Origin of the sequence: Cryobacterium sp. GrIS_2_6 (assembly GCF_035984545.1) — a bacterium.
Lineage (GTDB): Bacteria > Actinomycetota > Actinomycetes > Actinomycetales > Microbacteriaceae > Cryobacterium.
The window spans coordinates 3,087,482-3,110,308 of the sequence record NZ_JAXCHP010000001.1; the positions used below are offsets into that span (position 1 = coordinate 3,087,482).

At 69.2% G+C, this 22,827-nt stretch carries 22 protein-coding genes; 8 read left to right on the plus strand and 14 right to left on the minus strand.

What is annotated here, in order from left to right; all coding sequences use genetic code 11:
- Positions 1 to 23 precede the first annotated feature (23 nt).
- On the minus strand, positions 24 to 599 hold the full coding sequence (locus RCH22_RS15105) for a helix-turn-helix transcriptional regulator (RefSeq protein WP_327014527.1): 576 nt from the start codon (positions 597 to 599) through the stop codon (positions 24 to 26).
- A 233-nt stretch (positions 600 to 832) separates the two neighbouring features.
- Here RCH22_RS15105 and RCH22_RS15110 point away from each other — a divergent pair, with 233 nt between their 5' ends.
- Both RCH22_RS15110 and RCH22_RS15115 read left to right on the plus strand, forming a co-directional pair.
- Positions 833 to 1,210, plus strand: a complete 378-nt coding sequence (locus RCH22_RS15110) for a GNAT family N-acetyltransferase (protein ID WP_327014528.1) — start codon at positions 833 to 835, stop codon at positions 1,208 to 1,210.
- A 63-nt stretch (positions 1,211 to 1,273) separates the two neighbouring features.
- A complete protein-coding gene (locus tag RCH22_RS15115; protein WP_327014529.1) occupies positions 1,274 to 1,822 on the plus strand; it encodes a GNAT family N-acetyltransferase in 549 nt (182 codons plus the stop codon).
- Between the two features lie 35 nt (positions 1,823 to 1,857).
- On the opposite strand, the gene RCH22_RS15120 is transcribed toward RCH22_RS15115, so the two are convergent.
- Positions 1,858 to 2,787, minus strand: coding sequence for a DMT family transporter (locus RCH22_RS15120; protein ID WP_327014530.1), 930 nt, complete (start codon positions 2,785 to 2,787; stop codon positions 1,858 to 1,860).
- Positions 2,788 to 2,859: 72 nt separating this feature from the next.
- On the opposite strand from RCH22_RS15120, the gene RCH22_RS15125 reads away from it, so the two are divergent.
- The 3 genes from RCH22_RS15125 to RCH22_RS15135 all read left to right on the plus strand — a co-directional run bounded on the left by RCH22_RS15125 (position 2,860) and on the right by RCH22_RS15135 (position 5,012).
- Positions 2,860 to 3,762 carry a LysR family transcriptional regulator gene (locus RCH22_RS15125; RefSeq protein ID WP_327014531.1) on the plus strand — a complete coding sequence of 301 codons (903 nt, stop codon included), beginning with the start codon at positions 2,860 to 2,862 and terminating at the stop codon, positions 3,760 to 3,762.
- A 71-nt stretch (positions 3,763 to 3,833) separates the two neighbouring features.
- Complete coding sequence (locus tag RCH22_RS15130) at positions 3,834 to 4,727, plus strand: sigma-70 family RNA polymerase sigma factor (RefSeq protein WP_327014532.1); 894 nt, start codon at positions 3,834 to 3,836, stop codon at positions 4,725 to 4,727.
- A 48-nt stretch (positions 4,728 to 4,775) separates the two neighbouring features.
- Positions 4,776 to 5,012, plus strand: a complete 237-nt coding sequence (locus RCH22_RS15135; RefSeq protein ID WP_327014533.1) for a hypothetical protein — start codon at positions 4,776 to 4,778, stop codon at positions 5,010 to 5,012.
- A 138-nt stretch (positions 5,013 to 5,150) separates the two neighbouring features.
- Here the strand turns inward: RCH22_RS15135 and RCH22_RS15140 are convergent, their stop codons facing one another.
- A complete protein-coding gene (locus RCH22_RS15140; protein WP_327014534.1) occupies positions 5,151 to 5,831 on the minus strand; it encodes an NUDIX domain-containing protein in 681 nt (226 codons plus the stop codon).
- Between the two features lie 15 nt (positions 5,832 to 5,846).
- Between RCH22_RS15140 and RCH22_RS15145 the strand changes: the two genes are divergently transcribed.
- A complete protein-coding gene (locus tag RCH22_RS15145; RefSeq protein ID WP_327014535.1) occupies positions 5,847 to 6,251 on the plus strand; it encodes a hypothetical protein in 405 nt (134 codons plus the stop codon).
- Between the two features lie 274 nt (positions 6,252 to 6,525).
- On the plus strand, positions 6,526 to 7,110 hold the full coding sequence (locus RCH22_RS15150) for an acyltransferase (RefSeq protein WP_327014536.1): 585 nt from the start codon (positions 6,526 to 6,528) through the stop codon (positions 7,108 to 7,110).
- Between the two features lie 15 nt (positions 7,111 to 7,125).
- Here RCH22_RS15150 and pip read toward each other — a convergent pair whose 3' ends face one another.
- The 10 genes from pip to RCH22_RS15200 form a co-directional block, all read right to left on the minus strand.
- Complete coding sequence (pip, locus tag RCH22_RS15155) at positions 7,126 to 8,082, minus strand: prolyl aminopeptidase (protein WP_327014537.1); 957 nt, start codon at positions 8,080 to 8,082, stop codon at positions 7,126 to 7,128.
- Between the two features lie 18 nt (positions 8,083 to 8,100).
- The gene (locus RCH22_RS15160) at positions 8,101 to 8,847 is read right to left on the minus strand and encodes a response regulator transcription factor (RefSeq protein WP_327014538.1); all 747 of its coding nucleotides are present in this window, start codon (positions 8,845 to 8,847) and stop codon (positions 8,101 to 8,103) included.
- Complete coding sequence (locus RCH22_RS15165; protein ID WP_327014539.1) at positions 8,844 to 10,193, minus strand: histidine kinase; 1,350 nt, start codon at positions 10,191 to 10,193, stop codon at positions 8,844 to 8,846. The genes RCH22_RS15160 and RCH22_RS15165 overlap by 4 nt, the downstream gene beginning before the upstream one ends.
- Before the next feature lie 97 nt (positions 10,194 to 10,290).
- Positions 10,291 to 11,169 carry an ABC transporter permease subunit gene (locus RCH22_RS15170; RefSeq protein ID WP_327014540.1) on the minus strand — a complete coding sequence of 293 codons (879 nt, stop codon included), beginning with the start codon at positions 11,167 to 11,169 and terminating at the stop codon, positions 10,291 to 10,293.
- Positions 11,166 to 12,185 (minus strand): ATP-binding cassette domain-containing protein, encoded by a 1,020-nt coding sequence (locus RCH22_RS15175; protein WP_327014541.1) that lies wholly within the window; start codon positions 12,183 to 12,185, stop codon positions 11,166 to 11,168. The genes RCH22_RS15170 and RCH22_RS15175 overlap by 4 nt, the downstream gene beginning before the upstream one ends.
- A 289-nt stretch (positions 12,186 to 12,474) precedes the next feature.
- Positions 12,475 to 14,565: an acyl-CoA dehydrogenase gene (locus RCH22_RS15180; protein WP_327014542.1), complete on the minus strand. Its 2,091-nt coding sequence runs from the start codon at positions 14,563 to 14,565 to the stop codon at positions 12,475 to 12,477.
- Between the two features lie 225 nt (positions 14,566 to 14,790).
- The gene (gene recQ, locus RCH22_RS15185) at positions 14,791 to 16,593 is read right to left on the minus strand and encodes a DNA helicase RecQ (protein ID WP_327015538.1); all 1,803 of its coding nucleotides are present in this window, start codon (positions 16,591 to 16,593) and stop codon (positions 14,791 to 14,793) included.
- Positions 16,594 to 16,965: 372 nt separating this feature from the next.
- Entirely contained in the window at positions 16,966 to 17,607 is a 642-nt protein-coding gene (locus RCH22_RS15190; protein ID WP_327014543.1) for a copper resistance CopC family protein, read from the minus strand.
- A gap of 9 nt (positions 17,608 to 17,616) precedes the next feature.
- The gene (locus RCH22_RS15195; protein ID WP_327014544.1) at positions 17,617 to 18,333 is read right to left on the minus strand and encodes a YcnI family protein; all 717 of its coding nucleotides are present in this window, start codon (positions 18,331 to 18,333) and stop codon (positions 17,617 to 17,619) included.
- Positions 18,334 to 18,433: 100 nt separating this feature from the next.
- Positions 18,434 to 19,147: a hypothetical protein gene (locus RCH22_RS15200; protein ID WP_327014545.1), complete on the minus strand. Its 714-nt coding sequence runs from the start codon at positions 19,145 to 19,147 to the stop codon at positions 18,434 to 18,436.
- Positions 19,148 to 19,250: 103 nt separating this feature from the next.
- Here RCH22_RS15200 and RCH22_RS15205 point away from each other — a divergent pair, with 103 nt between their 5' ends.
- Positions 19,251 to 20,225: an EamA family transporter gene (locus RCH22_RS15205; RefSeq protein WP_327014546.1), complete on the plus strand. Its 975-nt coding sequence runs from the start codon at positions 19,251 to 19,253 to the stop codon at positions 20,223 to 20,225.
- Positions 20,226 to 20,360: 135 nt separating this feature from the next.
- Here RCH22_RS15205 and RCH22_RS15210 read toward each other — a convergent pair whose 3' ends face one another.
- On the minus strand, positions 20,361 to 22,610 hold the full coding sequence (locus RCH22_RS15210; RefSeq protein ID WP_327014547.1) for a DEAD/DEAH box helicase: 2,250 nt from the start codon (positions 22,608 to 22,610) through the stop codon (positions 20,361 to 20,363).
- Positions 22,611 to 22,827: the final 217 nt, after the last annotated feature.

Consider the following 22,827-nt stretch of genomic DNA (forward strand, 5'->3'; position numbering starts at 1 on the left):
GCGGTCGAGTTGGCCGCCAGGTATCAGACGCTCTCCAGCGTGGCGGCCTCAATCAGGATGCCGCGGTCACGGAACTCGCGAGGCACCCGGTCCACATCTGCGGGAATGTCGTAGTCGCTGGTCGAAGGCGACCACGGGCTGCCCGCGGTCCCGGTTCTCGCGACGATCCAGTCCGGGATCGGCAGCGCATCCGCGTTGAGTCGGTACTCGCAGAGCGCGGCGATGGCAGTGTCCCAGTGCCCGGAACCGGTCGGGAGCGGCTCCGTGAGTGTCAGGCCGACCCGTGTCGCGCCACGCTCGGCGGCAAGGTTGTCGGCGAGTTGCGCAAACCACCGGAAGGCCAGGGGCTCGTCGGATGCGGCGAGCGCGGCAGCGATCTCCGAGGCGATCCGGGCGGCGTCGCTGCGCACGGTCGGCAGCGTGACCACGGTGTGCCGCGTCGCGAGGAGGAGCGCCTCGAGCGTCGCAACCGTGGGCTCCCGCTTGCCGTTCTCGATCAGCGACAGCGACGAGCCGGCGATCCCGGATCGAGCGGCCAGCTCACTCTGACTGAGGCCGCTCGCCGCACGGGCGGAACGAGCCAGGATTGCTGCACTCATGACCCCACCACCTTTTACTAGTTAGTAAAAACGTAGCATGGTGGCTCGGTGAAGTCACCGGTCGATCGGACCAGGATTCGTGTAACCGCGCCACTGCATCCGCTCGCCCAGAATCGTCGGCGCACCGGGGCCACCCGGCAATACGGGCGATTCTCGGCACGTGTGACCGGTTAGATGAAGTCATGACTGCTCATTATCGGTTTTCCGCGGATTCTACTGAGATCGATCGGGACATGGTCCACCGCTGGATCAGCGAGCAGTCATACTGGGCCCCTGGGCGCTCCCGTTCACGACAGGACGCGGCGATCGACGGCTCTCGCAACTTCGGCCTCTATGACACCGCATCGGGCCGGCAGGTCGCGTACGCCCGAATGGTCACCGACGGAGTGACCTTTGCCTGGCTGTGCGACGTATTCGTCGACCCAGAGCTTCGCGACCAGGGCCTCGGGGAGATGCTCATCGCAGGCATCGTCGAAGACTGCCGACCCCTCGGACTGCGCCGCATCGCTCTCGCGACCGCTGACGCTCACGGCCTGTACGCCAAATTCGGGTTCACCCGCGTGGTGGCACCTGAGACCTGGATGGAACGTCCCGACCAGCCACACTCCTGATCCACATGCGCCGTCGGGCGCTGATCACGGGATGCCACGTTCGACCGTCGCTAGGCTCGCGTCATGGGTATCCGGATTCGAGCGGCGAGTGCCCGCCAGTCTCCCGCGTTCCGCACCGGCAGTGCAGCTGACACCGCTGAGTGCGTCGCGCTGTGGGTCCGGGCCTGCGCCGCGCGCGATGGGGTGACCGTCGCGGAAGTGGCCGAACGCGCTCAACCGAAGTTCGACCACGCCGAGAGTTGGATCGTGGCCGAGGAGCCCGGTGCTGGAATCCGGGGTTTCGTTCTCGCAACAACACCGAAGAGGGGGCTACCGACCGATCCACCCGACGCTGCGGTGGTGAGCCTGCTCGCCGTTGCACCAGACGCGCAGGGATGTGGGCTCGGGAGAGCGCTTCTGGTCAATGTTGCCGATGAACTCCAGCGCCACGGTCACAAGCACGCTGTACTGCACGTCCTCACGGACAACCACCCTGCTGTCGATCTCTATCGGCATGAGGGATGGCGGCCGTTGGGAGAGCCGTTCCAGCACTCACTGCTGAAGAGGCCGACGCAGACCTATGTGCTCGACCTGGATTCACGCGAAGAGGCCACTTTGTACACGCGAGAATGATGACGCCTGGCGCAACTGGCGAATCGCGACGGACTTCAGCTCCGGCTTGCGGGTATCTGGTGCGCAGCCGGGGCGAGGCGGTGCCGTTGCTCGACGGACCGGCCCCAGGCGGTTCCGGCGAGGATGAGGGCGATTCCGACGTATCCGGCGAGGGCCACCAGGTCATGAGCGACGGCGATTCCGACGATTGCAGCCCAGACCGGCTCAGTTCCAAGGAGGAGGCTCACTCTGGAGGGCGAGGTGCGTCGGACGGCCCAGGTCTGGATCAGGAACGCGAAGACGGTGCAGGCGAGTACGAGGTAGAGGAACAGGAGCGTGCGTCCGGGGTCGAGACGGGCCAGAAAGTGCGGGATCGAGTCGCCGTAGAACAGTGACGCCGCCGAGAAGATCACCGCGCAGGTCGAGAGTTGCACCGTGGTGAGGTGGAGCGAGTTCGTCGGAGTGTTGCCCGTGAGCTTGAACATCGACGTGACGTGGATGGCACGGATGATGGCCGCGGCGAGCACGAGCAGGTCGCCGAGGCTCGGCGCCTGGAAGACACCGCCACTGGCGAGCAGGGCGACTCCACCGATGGCGATCAGCGCGGCCAGGAAGAACCTGCCGGGCAGGCGTCGACCCGAGACGGCGGAATCCAGAATCGGAGTGAACACGATCGTCAGGCTGATGATGAGTCCGGCATTCGTGGCCGATGTGTGGGCGATCCCGAAGGTTTCGAAGGCGAACACGGCAGCCAGCACAATCCCGAGCAGTATCCCGGATCGCAACTCCCCTGGCGTAATCCGGTGCCGCCGTGCGGCAACGAGGGCTGCCATGACGACCGCAGCGAACAGCATCCGTATCGCGAGCAGGGCGACGACGGATTCTAGCGTGACCAGTTCTTTGGAGACGAGGTATGTCGATCCCCACGCGGCGGCGACCAGAAGCAGGAGCAGGTCGACGCGGAATCGACTGAGGAGGGCGGCCATTCCTCCATCGTCCGGCCTGACTTCACGTAATACAAGAGAGCACTTTTGTGTCACATGCATTAGTTTCAACTTATGGAACTCGGTCAGCTTCGGGCGTTGAGAGAGCTGGGCGACCGGGGCAGCATTGCCGCCGTCGCGGCGGCGCTGCACGTCACGCCGTCATCGGTATCGCAGCAGATCAGCGCCCTGCAGCGTCAGTCGCCCGCTCCCTTGACTTTCAGGGACGGCCGAAGGACGGCACTCACGGATGCCGGGCGCGCCCTCGCTCTGGCAGCGATCGACGTCGAAGTGGCACTCGAACGCGCCGCGCGGGCGGTGGCACTTTTCCAGGGCGATCACCTCGGCATCGTTTCCGTGACGGCATTTCACAGCGTGGGCCTGGCCGTCTTCGGACCGTTGATCGCGGCCTGCCGGAGGCCTGGCCTGCCCGGCGTTCGGCTGAGCGATTTTGACGTGGCCCAGGAGGACTTCCCCGCTCTCACCATCGATCACGATCTTGTGCTCGCCCATCGGCTGGTCGGCAGCCCCTCGTGGCCGGGGTCGGTTCGTGTGGAACCCCTCCTGTACGAGCCTCTGGATATCGCGGTCCGACACGATCACCGACTCGCGGCGAAAGCCGCGATCGAGCCGGCTGATCTTCGCAACGAGGAATGGGTCGCGGTGCACGAAGGCTTCCCGCTCACGCAGGCTCTCTCCCTGATCGCGGGAATCGGAGGGAACGAGGCCCGAATCCTGCACCGGATCAATGAATTCTCAGTAGCCGCGTCCATCCTCGAAGCGAGCGGATGCGTCGCGCTGATGCCTCGGTACACGACCGACCTGCGCGAGCACCCGGAGTTGGTCCTTCGTCCGCTGGCCTACCCCGGACTCGGACGGCACATCGATTGCCTTGCCCGGCCGGAGACCCTCGAGCGCGCCAACGCGCAGGCGGTACTGGCGCAGGTCAAGGCGATAGCCGAGACTCTCACCCGGTGACCTTTCCGTTTCACGGCCCGACGCTCGCAGGTCACCCATAACATGAGACCTCCACTGAAAGCGTGATGATCATGGACGAGACAGCAGTTTTCGAACGAGAGCGTCCCCGGCTGTTGCGTATTGCCGGACGCATCCTGCGCGATGGCACGGAGGCCGAGGACATCGTCCAGCAGGCCTGGCTGCGGCTTCACGCCACAGAGGCCGTGATCGACAATCTGCCGGCCTGGCTGACCACGGTCACGACACGGCTGTGCCTGGACAGACTGCGCGCTGAGAAACCAATCCTCGTTGACGACCTCGAGTCCCCGTCGCGAACCGCCGATCCAGCGGATGAGCTCGCCCTCGCCGACACTGTCGGGATCGCCCTCCAGGTGGTGTTGGACCGCCTCACGCCTACGGAGCGTGTCGCGTTCGTCCTTCACGACAGCTTCAGCATTGACTTTCCCACGATCGCCGCAATCCTCGGGAGCACTCCAGCCGCTGCACGCAAGCTCGCTTCGAGGGCGCGAAGCAAGATCCGCCCGCAGGGCCAGGAGCACGGCCGCGCCGACTGGAAAGTCGTGGACGCATTCCTCGCCGCCTCGCGGCAGGGCGATTTCGAGCAGCTCGTGAAGCTGCTGGCACCGAACGTCGTGGTCGTCGGCGATGACGCGGCCATAGCGGCGGGGACCCCGTCGCGGATCGAAGGGCGGACCGCGGTGGCGACGATGTTCAACGGCGCAGCCAAGGCCGCTCTCCCCGTCTTCATTGACGGGCGCGCCGGGGCCGCATGGTTTCATCGCGGTTCCCCCCGTGTTGCGTTTGACTTCACGGTCCTCGACGGCGTCGTGTCTCGGATCGACTTCCGCGCCGACCCGCCGGTCCTGGAACACATCATTCGGCGTGAAGCGGGAGCGAGCCGAGATCGACCTGCGACCGTCGACCACGGCAGCGGTCACACTTGGCGCCGATCGATCGTCATCTAGGTAGCGGGTCTCAAACGGGGACCGCCTGTACAGTGAGGACCCGAACCGATGAAGACCATGACCTGCCGCCAGCTGGGTGGACCGTGCGATCAACCGCTTCACGGCGAGACCGCCGATGACGTCATCAAGGCCCAGAACCGCCATCTCAAGGACGCGGTCAAAGCCGGAGACGCCACTCATGAGCAAGCCCACAATGAGATGAAAGCTCGTTGGAGGCACCCGAAGCAGTCGATGGAGTGGTACACCTCAACGAAGAAGGAGTTTGCCGGAATCCCCGGGGTGTGACGATGGGTAGCGTTCGAACCTGACGCCGGAACACGGACGACTGACTGCTGGAACGGATGTCCACGGCTGGTGAACGGACGACGCTCGGCGGCATGCACCCCTGCTGCAACCGGCATCCGCCCAGAGTCGCCGAGCGAGTCAGAGAAGGCCGGCCAGGGCGGCCCACTGCAGAAGGAGCACGGTCTTACCGTCGACGATGCGGCCGTCGGCGACCATGGCCAGGGCTTCATCGGAGGGGATCTCGAGGACTTCGATCTCCTCGCCCTCCTCGGGGAGGCCGCCTCCTGCCGACACCCGGTCGGAGGGGCCGTAGGCGGCGACGTAGAAGTGCACGCGCTCGGTGACCGAACCCGGGCTCATGTAGAGGTCGAACACGTGCCGCAGCTCCCCGACCGTCACGCCGAGCTCCTCGCTCGTCTCCCTCCGGATCGCGACCTCGGGCGAGTCCTCGTCGAGCAGGCCGGCCGCGGTTTCGATGAGCATGCCGTCGGGGTGAGCGTTGACGTAGGCGGGATACCGGAACTGGCGCGTCAGCAGGACCGTCCTGCGATCCGGGTCGTAGAGCAGGATCGTGGCACCGTTGCCGCGATCGTAGGTTTCGCGCTGCTGGCTGGTCTGCTGCCCGTTGCGTCCGCGGTACCGGAAGGTGGTGCGGCGCAGAACGTGCCAACCGTCGGAGGTCACCTCCACGCGGTCCACGATGACGTCAGGGTTCCCGTGCAGGTCGGCGCCGACCCGATCAAGGCCGGTCCTGCCCCGGCCGTCCGGGGTATCCTCGCCGGGACGGCCGCGCATGGGAAGGGTCGGAAGAGAAGTCATGACTACAAACGTACGGTGATGCGCCCAGGCGACACCATCGAGCGACTCCACGGCGACCGTGATAGGGGACAGGGCGAACCTGCTCCGATCGCTGCTCCTGGTCGTCGCAGGCGCGCGACCGCGGTCGGGTACCTTGTCGGCTTCCTCGTCGGAATCAGTACGCGCGCCATCGTCGAGCTGGGCGGCTACCGGGTCGCGGAGACCCGGGCGCAGTCGGTCGGCTGGGAGGTCGACACCGTGAGCACGCGGGACGCCGACGTCTACATCCGCCTCGAAGGCCCGCTCCCTGTGCCCGACACGGCGACCCTCAAGGCACTGCTGGATACCGCGGGCGTAGACACGAGGAAGGTCACGGTCCACCTCGTCCCCATTTACTCGGTGAAGCTCGCGAATATCGTATGTCCCCCTGAGGGGTACTAGCGTGTCGCGGCAGTTGCGGGGTACGTTCCGTTCGTGACCGCCGGGAACGGCGGCCACGACGCATCCGTTCCTCGTACCGTCCGCTTCCTCCTGTACACCCGAGCACAGGGACTGCCGTGAATTCGACCTCATCGCATCGACTACCCCGTCGACCCCGATCCACCACCCCACACGCGGCCATGCGCCCGCGCGGCACGACCAGCGCACGCGCTTCGCGTCCCGGCGCACCGGGCACCACTGCACCGGGCGCCACCGCAGTGACGACGGGCGCGCGATGAACGTCACCGCCCCCGCTGAAGTCGACCCGAGCGCGGTCATCGGCGCGGGCGCACATATCGCCGACCTGGTGCGGGTGCGCGAGTACGCCCGGATCGGGCCGGGCAGCATTCTCGGTCGCGGCGCGTACGTCGGACCCGGCGTTGTGGTGGGCCGCAACTGCATCGTGCAGGAATACGCGGTCGTCTACGAACCCGCGTTGCTCGAGGACGGGGTCTTCGTCGGGGCGGCGGCCGTGTTCACGAACGACCCGCACCCCCGTGCGATCAATGCCGACGGCTCGGCCAGGCCGGTCAGTGAGCGGTCAACGCTGGGCGTGACGGTGCGGACAGGGGCCTCTGTCGGGGCACACGCCGTGTGCCTCGCCCCCCTGACGATCGGGCGCTGGGCGATGGTGGCCGCCGGCGCGATCGTGACCGCGAATGTGCCCGACTTCGCGCTCATGGTCGGGGTCCCCGCCGAGCGGGTGGGCTGGGTCGGCCGCAGCGGCGCGACCCTCGAGCACGTCGGCGACGGCCTCTGGATTTGCCCCGTCACGGGTGAGCGCTACCGGCAGCACGACGGGCAGCTCACGCTCGAGTGAGCCACCCCGCGCGGTTCAGGCGGCGAAGCGGTCGGTCGCCTCGATGATCGCGTCGAGGTTGCCGGGTTCCTCGAAGGAGTGCCCGGCGTCGGGGATCATGCGGAAGTCGGCTTCCGGCCAGTTCTTGTGCAGTTCCCAGGCGGTGAACGCCGGAGTGCACATGTCGTAGCGGCCCTGCACGATGACGCCGGGGATCTCGCTCAGCCGGCCGGCGTCACGGATCAGCTGCCCGGGCTCGAACCAGCCGAGGTTACGGAAGTAGTGGTTCTCGATGCGCGCGAACGCGACCGCGAAGTCGGGCTCGGTGAACCGGGCGATCGTCGCGGGCTGCTGCAGCAGCGTGATCGTCGACGATTCCCACGTCGACCAGGCCACGCCGGCGCGCTCCCGCACGTAACGGTCGGGGTCGTGCAACAGCCGGCCGTAGGCCTCGATGAGCTTGCCGCGTTCGTCGACGGGGACCGGCGCGAGGAAACCCTCCCACAGGTCCGGGTAGATCGCCGCGGCACCGCCCTCGTAGAACCAGTCGAGCTCGACGGGCCGCAGGGTGAAGATGCCGCGCAGGATGAGCTCGGTCACCCGTTCCGGGTGGGTTTCGGCGTAGGCGAGGCCGAGGGAACTGCCCCAGGATCCGCCGCAGACCTGCCAGCGGTCGATGCCGAGGTGCTCGCGCAGGCGTTCGATATCGGCGACCAGGTGCCATGTCGTGTTCGTGCTGAGGTCGGCATCCGCTGCGCTCGCGTGCGGGGTGCTCTTCCCGCAGCCGCGCTGGTCGAAGAGGATGATGCGGTACTTCGCCGGGTCGAACACTCGACGCTGCTGGGGGCTCGATCCGCCGCCGGGACCGCCGTGCAGGTAGACCGCCGGCTTGCCGTCCGGGTTACCGCATGCCTCCCAGTAGATGGACTGGCCGTCACCGACCTCGAGCATCCCGGTTTCGTAGGGTTCCAGTTCGGGGTAGAAGGTGCGCATCTCCCGAGCCTACGGCGTTCAGGGGCGGGCCAGGCCCTGCTCGTAGGCGAGGATGACGATGTGCACCCGGTCGCGGAGGCCCAATTTCTGCAGGATCCGGCCGACGTGGGTCTTCACCGTCGACTCGGAGAGGAAGAACCGCTCGGCGAGCTCGGTGTTGGAGAGGCCCTCGGCGATGGCGAAGAAGACCTCCCGTTCCCGGTCGGTCAGCACGTCGATGCGCGCAGCATCCGCTTCGGGGTCCTCGCCGGTCTCGGAGCCGTCCGTCCCCTCGGCGGGGAGCCTGGACCCGAACAACTCGAGCATCCGACGGGTGACCCGGGGCGACACGGATGCCTCCCCCGAGGCGACCGCCCGGATCGCGGCGGTCAGTTCGCTCGGTTGGGCGTCCTTGAGCAGGAAGCCGCGGGCGCCGGCCTTGAGGCCGCCGAACGCGTACTCGTCGAGGTCGAACGTCGTGAGGATGATGATCCGGATCCCGGGGTGCGCCGCGGTGATCAGCCGGGTCGCCTCGATCCCGTCGACGCCGGGCATCCGCACGTCCATCAGGATGACGTCGGGCAGCATGCTCGCGGCAAGCCGCACGGCCGCGGCGCCGTCGCCTGCCTCGGCGACGACGGTGAAGTCATCCTCGGCCTCGAGCACCATCCGGAACCCCATCCGCAGCAGGGCCTGGTCGTCGACGAGCATGATCCGCGTCGGTGACTGCGCGGCGGCGGCGGCGGCGGCGGCGGCGGCGGCGGCGACCGAGTCTGGACCGGTCATGCGGAGGCCTGCCCCTCTTCGAGACTCATCGTCGCGCGCACCCTCCAGCCGCCGCCGCGGATCGGGCCGGCCTCGAGGGTGCCGCCGTAGAGCGCGACGCGCTCGCCAAGGCCGATGATGCCGCGCCGGCCGCCCACGCTCGGCTGCGGTGCACGGGCGTGGCCGTCGTCGTCGATGACGACCTCGACCCGGCCGGGCGACGAGGAGAGCCTCACCGAGACGACGCTCGGGTGCGACGCGTAGCGCAGGGCATTGGTCAGGGATTCCTGCACGACCCGGTAGATCGTGAGCTGCACGCCGGGGCTGCCGGGCACGCGCCCGCTCAGCTCGAGCCGGGCCGGGAGCCCCGCTGAGCGGAAGGAGTCCACGAGGTCGACGAGCTGGTCGGCGCCGGGCTGCGGGGCGAGCGGGGCGGCGGTCGCGGTGGTCGTTGCCGCGGCCGTCGTGGTACCGGCCACTGGCCCTGGCGCGGCCAGTCCGGGGGCGGATGCCGCGGCATCCGCCGTCTCGTCGTCGTCGCCGAGCACGCCGAGGAGCCTGCGCATTTCGGCCATCGAGCCGCGGCCGGTGGAGGCGACCTCACGCATCGCGGCGCGGGAGCGTTCGGGGTCGCGGACCGCGAGGGCGTCCGCGCCGTCGGCGAGCGCGACCATGACCGAGAGGCTGTGGGCGACGATGTCGTGCAGTTCGCGGGCGATCCGGGCGCGTTCGGAGCTGCGGGCGAGCTGGGCCTGCCGGTCGCGGTCGTGGGCGAGCTGGGCGGCGAGGCTGACGAGCGAGGCGACGTAGCGCATCCGATCGCCCACGCTCACGCCGATCACGGTCGCCACAATGAGCAGGACCGCGTCCTGCGAGGCGACGCTGACCCAGGAGATGAAGGGGTTGCCCGAGCCGAAATAGGCGCCGAGGGTGGAGATGCCGACCGCGGCCGCGAGGCCGATCCAGGCGCTGCTCACGTTGCGGTACACGGCGACCGCATAGAGGGCGATCATCACGGGCAGGGTGTCGCCCTGGCCGTGGTTCGGGAACGACGGGAGCAGCGCCGCGGAGGAGATGGCGAGGGCGAGCAGCGGGGCGTGCCTGCGGAAGAGCAACGCTCCGAATATCAGTGCGGTGAGGAGTAGCGCCGAGACGATGGCCACCGGAGCGGGTCCGCCGCCCGGGCGGGTCGCGTCGACCAGGAGCACGATCGCGGTCGGGACCAGGTAGACGGCCGCGACGAGGGAATCGACGAACCAGGGGTGCCGCGCCCAGAACCGACGGGTGACTCCCGGAGGCGTCGGCAAACGCAGGCCAGCCCCGTCCGCGAGGGGGGTCGCGGCGGGGCTGGGACTGGTGGAGGTCATGCTTGGGACTCTACTTGCTGCGAACTGGGCGGATGCCGGTCACCGGTTGGGGCCGGCAACCGACCCTGCCTGCTCTGTCCTGTTCATTGCCGCCCGGTTACGCGTCGCGGCGCTTCAGCAGCACCGCGGCGGTGCCGAGGCTCACGACGACCCAGACGAGGACGATGACCAGGTCGACCGACCAGTCGAGTGGTACCTTGGCGAACTGCATCAGGCCGAACATGCTGATACCCGCTGACGAGATCAGGTACGGGAGCACGTCGGTCGCCCACGTGGCCGGGATCATCTGGAGGACGACCGGGAGCAGCAGGATCACGCCGAGCGCGACGGCGATGCTGCCGGCCCCGCTCCGCACGATCGCGCCGATGCCGAGTGCGAAGACCGCGACGAGGCCGAGGTACAGCGAACCGCCGAGCACGGGGAGGATGACCTCCGGGGCGAAGAGACTCGCGTGCAGGCCCTGGCCGGAGACGATCGAGACCGTGACGACGTAGGCCGCGATGCTGCTGACGAGGCCGGTGACGAAGGTCGCAACGAACAGCACGAGGGCCTTGGCCCACAGTGCCGGCAGGCGCTTCGGCACCGCGGTCAGCGTCGAGCGGATCATGCCCGTCGTGAACTCGCCGGTCACGGCGAGCGCGCCGAGCACGGCGACGATGAGCTGGCCGAAGAACACACCGAAGGTCGAGGCCTGCGCCACGAACCGGGCCTGGTCGGTGCCCGGAACCGTCGTGATGTCGGTCCCGGTGAGGTCGAGCGCAAGTGACATGATCGCTGCGAGCCCCATCGACACGACGAGCAACACCGCGAAGCACCAGATCGTCGAGCGCACGGTGATGAGCTTGATCCACTCCGAGCGGATGATGCCGAGCGCGCTGAGGTGCGGACCGGCCGGTGTCGTCGCGGGCACGAATTCCGCGCCGATGTCGGCGAGGGCTTCCGGGGTACCGGCAACCAGGATCGTGGGGGTGCTCATCGTGATGCCTCCTGCAGTTCGGTCTCGCGCGGGTCCGGATCGTCGTTCGCGGCGGCATCCGCTGCGGCGTCTGTCGTGTCGGAATCGTCATCGTCGAATTCGTCGTCGCCGGTGCCGCCGGTGCGGAACTCGACCTCGTCCCGGGTGAGGGACATGTACGCGTCCTCGAGGGAGGCGGTGAGGCTCGTGAGTTCGTGCAGCACGATGCCGGCGGCTGCGGCCTGGTCGCCGATCTCGGCGGCCGTGATACCGGTGATCTGGAGCACGTCCTGTTCGAGGTTCACGACGGTGACCTCGGCCTGCGCGAGCAGGGTGGCGAGTCGGGTCGCATGCGGGCTGCGCACGCGGACGGTCGCTCCGCCGGCCTGGCCGATGATCTCGGCGACGGGGGCGTCGGCGATGACCCGGCCTCGGCCGAGCATGATGATGTGGTCGGCGGTGAGCGCCATCTCGCTCATCAGGTGTGAGGAGAGCAGCACGGTGCGGCCTTCACCGGCGAGGTGCCGCATCAGCTTGCGCACCCACTGCACGCCCTCGGGGTCGAGCCCGTTGACGGGTTCATCGAGGATCAGGATGCCCGGGTCGCCGAGGAGCGCCGCGGCGATGCCGAGGCGCTGTCCCATGCCGAGGGAGTAGCCGCCGACGCGCTTGCGGGCGACGGAGGTGAGTCCGGTGAGCTCGATCACGTCGTCGACGCGGCTCTTCGGGATGCTGTGGGTCGCGGCCATCGCGAGCAGGTGGTTGCGCGCCGAACGGCCCGTGTGGATCGCCTTCGCGTCGAGCAGCACGCCGACCTCGCGGAGCGGGGCGCGGAGGTCCTGATAGCGCTGGCCGTTGACGAGGACCGAGCCGGAGTCCGGCCGGTCGAGGCCGACGATCATCCGCATCGTCGTGGTCTTGCCTGCGCCGTTCGGGCCAAGCAGGCCGGTCACGGTTCCGGGCTGGATGGTGAAGTCGATCGCGTCGACCGCGACCTTGCTTCCGTAGCGTTTGGTCAGGGACTGTGCCTGAATCATCCGTCTCCTCATTCGCATCGTTGGCGGGGCCAGGCAAGGTGAACGCCGGCCCCGCATTCACGATACGCAGGGCGCCTCTCGGGGCGCATCGGTCGAACGGATGCTTACCGGCCGCGGCGCGTAGTACCCCGGTACGACGGATGCGTCCCGCTCGCGGGCGCCGCAGCATCCGCCGCCGCGCCGGTTTGCGCAAGTCGCACCCGAAACCGCCGGCGCGGGCTGCCGAAACCGGCGCGGGTGCGAGCGGGACCGGCCCCGCATCTGCCGCCGCGCCCGTTTCGGCAGGCCGCTACTTCTTGCGCGGGGCCTTCTCGTCTGACGGGGCGTTGCCGGAGGCGCGCAGCGCGGTGTAGTAGTCGCGGGCCTCGTCCTGGCGTTCCTGCTCCGCTCCGGAGGCGATCTTCGCGCGCAGGTGCTCGGGGCTGTACCCGAACGAGTCCACGAGGTCCTGGGCGAAGGGGCGCAGGCGGGCGATGATCCGGTCGATGTACGCCGTGACCGACTGGGCGCGTTGGGCGGACAGGCGTCCGTTGATCAGGTACCAGGCGAGGTGCTTCTCGACGAGCCCGAGCCCGAACAGGTCGCGCAGCCAGGTCAGGACCTGCTTGTTTCCGGCATCGGTCGTGTGCTCGACGGCGCGGGTGAATGCCTCCCACTGCAGAAGTTCGCCGTGCGCGCGGGCCGCCTCGATGAGTTCGTCCTGGTGCGCGTTGAACAGGTCGGCTGGCTGCCGCGCCGAGAGCTTGCTCGCCGGGCGGAGCTTGCCGGCGATGTCACGGATCATGGTCTCGACCCGGTCGGTGAGCAGCTCCCGCTGCACGTTCGTCTCGCGGAGCTGGCCCACCGAACGCGCCGTCGAACCGAAGTCTGCGACGGCTTGGCCGAGGGTGCGGAGGCCGGTGTTGTGCAGGGCACGGTCGGTGGCCTGCTGCACAACGTAGCGGGCGAGGACCCCGCTGCCGGCGTCGGCGAACTTGCGGCTGAAGTCGGTGAGGAGCCGCTTGGCGACGAGCTGGAGCAGGACGGTGTTGTCGCCCTCGAACGTCGCGTAGACGTCGAGGTCGGCGCGGAGGCCGACGAGGCGGTTCTCGGCAAGGAAGCCGGCGCCGCCGCAGGCCTCCCTGGCCTCCTGGATGGTGTCCAGTGCTGCCCAGGTCGACAGCGGCTTGAGGGCTGCGGCGAGGGTTTCCAGGTCCTGGCGGTCGGCATCCGTGTCTGCGATGCCGCTGAAGACCTTGTCGAACGCGACCAGGAACTCGTCGTGGGCGAAGGTCTGCGCGTAAGTCGTCGCGATGCGCGGAAGCAGCCGGCGCTGGTGGCGCTGGTAGTCGAGGATGACCTGTTCGGCCTCTCCACCGGCCGTGAACTGGCGGCGCTGGCTACCGTAGGTGACAGCGATGGTGAGGGCCATGGCGGATGCCTGGGTCGCGGCCCCGTCGAGGGACACCCGGCCCTGCACGAGGGTTCCGAGCATCGTGAAAAACCGGCGGCCGGGGCTGGAAATAGCGCTCGAGTACGTGCCGTCTTCTGCGACATCGCCGTAGCGGTTGAGCAGGTTCTCGCGGGGAATGCGGACGTTGTCGAAGGCGAGCCGGCCGTTGTCGATGCCGTTGAGGCCGCCCTTGAGGCCGTCGTCCTCGCCGCTGACGCCGGGCAGGAACGCGCCGGTCTCGTCGCGGAGGGGCATCCAGAAGGCGTGCACGCCGTGGTTCACGCCGCCCGTGATGAGCTGGGCGAAGAGCACGGCCGCGATGCCGTCGTTCGCGGCGTTGCCGAGGTAGTCCTTCCAGGCCGCGCGGAACGGGGTGTGCACGACGAATTCCTGGGTCTCGGCGTCGTAGGTCGCCGTGGTGGAGATGCTCGCGACGTCGGAGCCGTGGCCGGTCTCGGTCATCGCGAAGACTCCCGGCGTGGCGAGGCTCATGATGCCGGGCAGGTATGCGTCGTGGTGCTTGCGGGTGCCGAGGTGCATCACGGCGGAGCCGAAGAGGCCCCACTGCACGCCGGCTTTGATCTGCAGGCTCGGGTCGGCGGTGACGAGCTCTTCGAACCCGGCGATGTTGCCGCCGTGGTTGTCTTCGCCGCCCAGGTGCACCGGGAAGGCACGGTGCACGTGGCCTTGGACGGCGAGCAGCCTCAACTGCTCGAGCACACGCAGCCGGTGCTCGGCCATCGACAGGCCGGAGATGCCCTGGAGCTCTGGGCGTGCGGTGAGCTTGCGGGCCTCGATCCGGATCTCCGGCCAGCTGCCGAGCAGCTGGCGGCTGAGCGCCGGGACGTTGATCGCGGGAATGGGGGTGAAGGCGCCGGTGGGCTTGGGGGCGACCGGGGAGGGCGTCGCCGGTGCGGAGGGTGCGGAGCGCTGGGCAGTGTCAACCATCGTTGGTCCTTTGTTCTCGCTCGAACTCGAAGTTTCCTGCACGGAAGCTTCCTACACGGAAGATTTTGTAGGCAGAATTTTTCTACACACTAGGGCGGCTCGGCGAGGGCCGGAAATAGTGCATGACGAGGCTACAAAGGCGGGTGCCGCGCCCGGCATCCGTCTTGTAGCTTTCCACAGGGCCCGCACTCGAACGAGTGCCCTTAAGCACAAAAACGAGTAGTCCTAAGCGCCCGCCGCGGCGACGACCTCGAGCACTCCTGCCCCGTAGGCCTCGAGCTTCTTGGCGCCGACGCCGGAGATGCCGTCGAGGTCGCCGATACCGCCGGGGTTCGCGACCGCGATCGCGATCAGGGTCGCGTCGCCGAAGACGATGTACGCGGGCACGCCCTGCTCCTTGGACACGCTCGAGCGCCAGGCCCGGAGCGCCTGGAACGACGCGTCCTGCTGCGGGGTGAGGTCGGCGGCCGCGGCCTTCGCGGCGCCGGTGCGGGCGGAGGAGGTGGACCGTGCCGCACGCTCGGGTTCGCTGCGAAGCTCGACGGTGCGATGGCCGGCGAGAACCTCGGTGGCAATCGGGGTGAGCACGAGTGTGCCGTATTCGCCGGAGGTGGCGAGGATGCCCTGGGCGAGCAGCTGGCGGACGACGCCGCGCCACTGCTGGTCGGAGAGGTCGGCGCCGATGCCCCAGGTCGCGAGCTGTTCGTGGTGGTGCTGGGTCGTGCGCGGGGTGGTCTTGCCGCGCAGGATGTCGACGATCTGGCCGGCGCCGAAACGCTGGTTGCGCTCGCGCAGCAGGCGCACGATGGTGGAGAGCAGTTTCTGGGCCGGCACGGTGCCGTCCCAGCCGACAGGCGGTTCGAGGCACGTGTCGCAGTTGCCGCACGGCTCGCTCGCCTGGCCGAAGTAGCGCAGCAGGTTGACCCTGCGGCAGTGCACCGTCTCGCAGAGGGCGAGCATGGCGTCGAGGTGCGCGGAGAGCTTGCGGCGGTGGGCGAGGTCGCCGGGCGACTCGTCGATCATGCGGCGCTGCTGCACGACGTCCTGCAGGCCGTAAGCGAGCCAGCCGGTCGAGGGCAGGCCGTCGCGGCCGGCACGGCCCGTCTCCTGGTAGTAGCCCTCGACGGACTTGGGCAGGTCGATGTGGGCGACGAAGCGCACGTCGGGCTTGTCGATGCCCATGCCGAACGCGATGGTCGCGACGATGATCACGCCCTCCTCGCGGAGGAACCGGGACTGGTTGCGGGCGCGCACCGCCTGGTCGAGGCCGGCGTGGTACGGCAGAGCGTTGAGGCCGTTGGCGCGGAGGAATTCGGCGGTTGCCTCGACGCTCTTGCGGCTGAGCGCGTAGACGATGCCGGCGTCGTGCGGGTGCTCCGTCTTGATGAACGAGAGCAGCTGCTTGCGCGGTTCGGCCTTCGCGACGATCCGGTACTGGATGTTCGGACGGTCGAAGCTGGCGACGAAGTGACGCGCGCCCTCGAGTTGCAGGCGTTGCGTGAGTTCCTGGTGCGTCGCATCCGTCGCCGTGGCCGTGAGCGCGATGCGCGGCACGTCGGGCCAGCGGCCGGCGAGTTCGGACAGTGCGAGATAGTCGGGGCGGAAGTCGTGGCCCCACTGCGAGACACAGTGGGCCTCGTCGATCGCGAAGAGCGCGATCGTGCCGCGTTCGAGGAAACGCTTGGTGGCCTCGGAGGAGAGCCGTTCGGGGGCGACGTAGAGCAGGTCGAGGTCGCCGGCGAGGTAGTCGCGTTCGACGCGGGAGCGTTCGGCAGAGTCCTGGCTCGAGTTAAGGAACGCGGCGCGGACACCGACCGAAGTGAGGGCGTCGACCTGGTCTTGCATGAGGGCGATCAGCGGGGAGATGACGATGCCGGTGCCCTCGCGCACGAGGGACGGGATCTGGTAGCAGAGACTCTTGCCGCCGCCGGTGGGCATCAGCACGACGGCATCGCCGCCGCCGATGACCTGGTCGATGATGGCGGCCTGCTCGCCGCGGAACGAGTCGTAGCCGAACACCGTGCGCAGAGCATCGGCCGCCGTCGCGAACTTCGCGGTGGCGCGGCGGGGCGGGGCGGATGCCGTCGCCAACGACGTGCGGACGGGTCCGGATCCGCCGGCTCCGGCGCCCGGGGCGACTCGGGAGCCGTAGCCGGGGCTGTTTCCCTGGCCGTCGCCCGCTCCGTAGTCGGGGGGCGGCGGGGCGTCGTAGTCCTCCGGCGCGTCGCGGTCGTCGGGCACCCACTCGTCCGGTTCACGGGGCACTTCGGCAGTCCAACTCACCCCGCGAGTCTACCGGCGACCGACGGCGCTATCCCTCTCCGCGAAAGCGGGTGAATCGTCGTTATGACGGGATCAAACCGACGTTTCACCCGCTTTCGCGAGCCGGGGTGGGGCGGGTTAGGGGGTGGGGCGGCGGCGGGTGAGGAAAAGGGTTGCGGCCACCGCGATGAGCACGGCCAACGCGGCGCCGGCGATCCAGAGCAGGTCGGTGGGGGCGACCGCGCTTTGCGCGGCGCCAGGGGTTGCAGGGGTGCCGGCGGATGCCTCGGCGACGGCACCCGGGGCATCCGGTGCGGTGGTGGCGCCGCAGGTCGGGGCGGCGGCGAGGCCGGTCGCGAGCACCTGGCCGGCGGCGGGCTGCCAGGTGAACGTGTAGCTGCCCGAGACGGGGTGCCCGTCCGTCGAGACGACCTGCCAGGTCACCGTGTACTCCCCCGGCTGGCCGAGCTGGGCCGTGGTCTCGAGCTTCGCGCCGAACAGGGTGATGCATCCGTCGCCGTAGTAGAGAGGTGCGGAGGTCGGACCGCTGATCCGCATGGCGTTGCCGGTTCCAGTGCCGTCGAGGTTCAGCAGGGCGTCGTTGGTGGTGACGGTGAAGTTGCCGGGCTGCTCGGTCACGACCGAGTTCTCCGCGGGCGCGTACCCGACCGGATAGTTGTGCGCGGACGCCGGGGCGGCGGAGAACCCCAGCGACGCGGCAACCACGGCCGCGACACCGAGCGCGCGCAGGGACCGGTCGCGGACGTGGTTGCTTCGCATGGTTCTCTCCTAAGCCGAGTGCTTGCGACGGGCGGTGATCGCGAGCACGAGGCCCACGACGCCGACGACGAGGCCGCCGACTCCGAGCACCCGGGCGAGCACGTCGGGGGCGGATGCCGCGGCATCCGCCGATTCGGAGCTCGCTTCGGTGGTGGTGTCGGTGTGGGCGGCGGCGTGCTCATCGGAGGCGACGGCCGCGGTGACCGCGATCGACGGCGCCGGGTGCTCCGGTTCGGCCTCACCCTCGACGGTGTGCGCGTCCCAGTTCGTCGAACCGGCGACACAGGTCTGCACGACGGGGAACTCGAGGGTCGTGCCCGCCGCATCCGTGGGGATCTGCAGGCTGAGGTCGAATGTCGTGCGCAGGCCGTCGGCCATCGGAGTGATCGCGGTGTAGACGACGCCGCCGATCCTGTCGGTGATCGAGGTGCCGTCCTCGTCCGTCAGCGGGGTCGCGAGCGGGGTCGAGGTCTTCTCGACCGTCCAGTTCGGGTTGACCGTCGGCGTGACACTGACGACGCTCTCCGGGATGGCGATGCTGATGGAGGTCGTGGGTGATCCGGCGCAGCCGTGCGGGAGCGAGAAGCTCAGCACGGAGTATGAGCCGGCCGCGGCCGAGGACGGGTCGATGTCGATGTGGGCGCTTGCGGAGAGCGGCGCGGCGAGGGCGAGAATGCCGCCGGCGAGCAGGGCGGATGCCGCGAGTGCGGTGGTCGTGAACGTCACTGTGGTTCCTTAGATAGTTGGCGGCACCGAACAACCGGGGCATCGGGCCGCAGCGCACGCGACTGCCCCTGGTTCGGAGCGAAAAGCAAAACGGTCTGGTCTAGGCGAAACGCAGGGTCACCGGCGGGCCGCGGTGCCGCATCACAGACAGGAGTACCCCGAGGTCTCGGGGCAGGAAGACGAGCGCCGGCGCCGGGGCTCGGCGCGCCGTGCGAGCGCGGACCGGCAGGCTGCTGGCGACCAGGACCCTGCGGACGACGAGTCGCGCCGCCGCGACGAGAATGCCGAACGCACGTTCGCCATGGCGGAGGGCGACGATCGTCACGACGGCCGCCAGCAGGTGCGCGAGCGACATCAGGGCCGCGTCGAGGGGGGCCGCGGACATGCCGGTCATGCCGGCCATCGGCAGGGCTCCGTGGGCGCCGGGCAGGCCGGAGACGCCGGACACGCCGGACACGCCGGGCGCGGTCATCGCTCCCGACTGCACCGAGAGCAGGGCGGAGCCCGCCGGGTGACTGTGGGCGGGCAGGGTGCCGGCCGGGGCATCCGTTCGCTGGGAACCACCGGACGCGCCGAGGGAGAACAGGCCGTGGAAGATCAGCTGGCTCGTGAGCACGGCCGCCGCGGTGCGCCAGAGGGAGGGGGCCCGGCCGGCGAGGCCGATGCAGACGATGCCGGCGAACGCGAGGGAGATGACGACGGGGAGCAGGCCGGGGGCTGCGCCGCCGCCGAGGGTGTGCGAGAGCGCCGCGACGAAGGTCGCGAAACCGGCGATCGCCCAGCCGCGGGCGAACCGTGTCCAGCGTGCGGTCATTGGTCCTCCTCCGGCCGTGTCGCTCCCACCATACCTGTGCCGGAATCGCCGGCGTGTGCCCGGTGGGTGCGCCGGGACTGGCTGCGCGACTCGCATAGGCTGGATGCCTATGCTCACCGCCCTGGTCGGACTCGCCGGCGCCCTCATCTACGGGAGCGCCGACTTTCTCGGCGGCCTCGCGGCCAAGCGCCTCAGTTCGGTGCTCGTGACCGCGGTCGCCGCGAGCTCCGGTCTGCTGGTCCTGCTCGTCGCCCTGCCGTTCGTGGGAGGTGTCTGGTCGCCGGACGCCGTGCTCTGGGGCTCGCTCTCCGGGGTGACCGGCGCGATCGCGATCTCCCTGCTGTATGCGTGCCTCGCGATCGGTCCGATGAGCATCCTCTCGCCCCTGACCGCCGTGGTCTCGGCGATCGTGCCGATGACCGCCGGCCTCGTCGGCGGCGAGCGGCTCGCGCCGGTCGGATACGCCGCCCTCGGTCTCGCGCTCGTCGCGGTCGTGCTCGTGGGTTTCGTGCCAGAGAAGGGCGCGGTGCGGCCGACGACGCTCGGGGTGCTGATGGCGATCGGGTCAGGCATCATGATCGGCGTGTTCCTGATCCTGATCGACCTGACTCCCGACGACAGCGGACTCGTGCCGCTCGTGCTCAACCGGGCGGTCAACGCCGCGATCATGTTCTCGATCGTGGGCGTGCTCGCCGTCGTCTCCGCGCGTCGGCGGCGGGTGCTCGCGGGGTCCGGCGGTACGGGCGTTGCCGCCGCCGGTTTCGGGGCGACGGATGCCGCTGCTCGCGCGGCAGACACGGCCCCGGTTCCCGCCCGCACCGGTCGGCGCTCCCGGTCCACCCTCACGATCGGCCTGACGCTCGCCGCGGTCTGTGGTCTCGTCGACGTCGCCGCGAACTTCCTGCTGCTCATCGGGATCCGGATCGGCGACCTCAGCGTGATCAGCGTGCTGACCGCGATGTACCCGGCCGGGACGATCCTGCTCGCAGCGGTCGTGCTCAGGGAGCGGATCGCGCCGGTGCAGTGGGTCGGCCTCGGTCTCGCGCTCGCGGCGGCCGCGATGCTCGCACTCGCCTGACCCGCGGCATCGCTCACCCTCGCCTCGAACCGTCTCGCGAGAGCGCGCTCTCGCGGGGTACGGGGGCGGGGTTAACGGGCGCAGGGCACTCACCGGATGGTGAGTGCCCTGCGCCTGGTGCGGGTGGTGCGGGTGTTACAGGCCGGCGAGCTCGCGGACGGCTGCGTCGCCGGGGGCGGCGTTCATGAAGCTGGCTTCGATGTCGGCGCGCTCGAGGAGCTCGTCCATGCGGCGACGACGCTGCTTCGGGATCAGCGTGACGACGGTGCCGGACTTGCCTGCACGGCCGGTGCGACCGGAGCGGTGCAGGTAGGTCTTGTACTCGTCGGGGGCGTCGGCCTGGATGACCAGGTCGATGTCGTCCACGTGGATGCCGCGGGCCGCGACATCCGTTGCCACCAGCACGTTGACGCGACCGCTGGTCAGCATCTGCAGGTTGCGGGTACGGCGGGCCTGGTTCAGGTCGCCGTGCAGGCTCGTCGCCTTCACGCCGGCATCTTCGAGCTGCTCGGCGAGCTGCTCGGCGTACGCACGGGTGCGGGAGAAGATGAGCGTCTTGCCCTGGCGGTCGACGAGCTGGCCGATGATGGCGCTCTTGTCGCGGTGCTCGATGACGAGGACCTTGTGGTCGATCGTGGAGGAGGCCTGGTCTTCACCGGCGACCTCGTGGACGGCCGGGTTCGTCAGGAACTCCTTGACGAGCGAGGCGACGCCCTTGTCGAGGGTCGCCGAGAAGAGCAGCTTCTGGCCGCCCTTCTTGGTCTGGCGCAGGATCCGCTGGACGGGCTCGAGGAAGCCCAGGTCGCACATGTAGTCGGCTTCGTCGAGGACGGTGACGACGACCTCGCTGAGGTCGAGGCGACCCTGTTCGATGAGGTCCTCGATGCGGCCGGCGGTGCCGATGATGATGTCCACGCCGCGCTGGAGGGCGCTGACCTGGCGGTACTGCGGAACGCCGCCGTAGATCTGGGTGGTAAAGAGGCCGACGCTGCGGGCGATGGGCTGCACGGTGCGGTCGATCTGCAGCGCGAGCTCGCGAGTCGGGGCCAGGATGAGCGCGCGGGGCTTGCGGGCCATCTTGCGGTCCTTGGCGCCGTTGTTCTCCATCAGCTTCTCCACGAGGGGAGCGCCGAAGGCGATCGTCTTGCCGGAGCCGGTCTTGCCACGGCCGAGCACGTCGCGCCCGGCGAGCACGTCCGGGATGGTCGCGGCCTGGATCGGGAACGGGCTGGCGGCACCGAGGGCGCCGAGCTCGCGGACGATGTTCTCGCCCAGGCCCAGGTCGCCGAAGGTCACGCCGACAACTTCGGCAGCCGTCGTCGCGATGGCTTCGAGGCGCTCGAGGACGACGTCATCACCTGCGGCGAAGTGCGCCTTGGTGTCGCGGCTCGGGTAGAAGTTGCTGGAGTGGCCGCCGTCGTCATGCGCAGAACGGTTGCTGCGGTCGGAGTGCGAACGCTCCGGACGGTCGCCATAGGACGGGCGGTCGGAACGCTCGGAGCGAGCCGCACGGTCGGGGCGATCGCCGTAGGAGGGACGCTCGGTGCGGGCCGGACGGTCGCCGTAGGACGGGCGGTCGGAGTGCGAACGCTCGGGACGGTCACCGTAGGAGGGACGCTCGGTGCGGGCCGGACGGTCACCGTAGGAGGGACGCTCGGTGCGGGCGGCACGGTCGCCGTAGGACGGGCGGTCGTTGTTGTAGGCCGGCCGGTCGGTCCGGGGACGGTCGTTGTTGTACGCCGGACGATCCGTACGGGCCGGACGGTCACCGTAGGACGGGCGGTCGTTGTTGTAGGCCGGGCGGTCCGTGCGGGGACGGTCGCTGTTGTACGCCGGACGATCCGTACGGGCCGGACGGTCGCCGTAGGAGGGACGGTCCTTGTTGTACGCCGGGCGGTCGGTGCGCGGGGCGCGGTCGCCGTAGGACGGGCGGTCGTTGTTGTACGACGGACGGTCGGTGCGGGGACGGTCGCTGTTGTACGACGGACGCTCAGAGCGGGCGTTGTACGTGGGACGCTCGCTGTTGCTGTGCGTCGGGCGGTCGGTGCGCGAGGCGCCGTTGTACGACGGGCGGTCGTTGTTGTACGACGGGCGGTCGTTGCCGCGGGCGGGCCGGTCGCCATAGGCGGGACGGTCATTGCTGCGGGCCGGACGGTCACCGTATGCCGGGCGGTCGTTGGTGGGGCGTCCTGCGGCGCGGTCGGCGCGTTCGCCGGCGTTCCAGCGGGCCTTCTTGGGGGCGCCCGCATCAGCCTGGTAGCCGCGGTGGCCCGGGCTCTTGCTGCCGTTGTTGGATCCTCCGCGGGAGGGTCCGCCCTTGGCGGCGTACTTCGGGTCGAAGTTCTTGTTGGATCGGCTGACAGCCGGATTGTTGCTCGTAGGCATAGAAAATTCCTGGGTTGTATTGGGTACATGGCAGAACAACGACGCACATGCGTCGCAACCTGAGAACCCGGGCAGTCTATGGCCGGGGCCGTTCACATACAGTGATTTTTCACCAGCGGATTACTGGGAAACCGGCCCATCCTGACTTACAAACCCATCCGCGCATACAAATGCACACGGTGTCAAGAGCCGACCTGTCAACGTTACCGGATAGTTC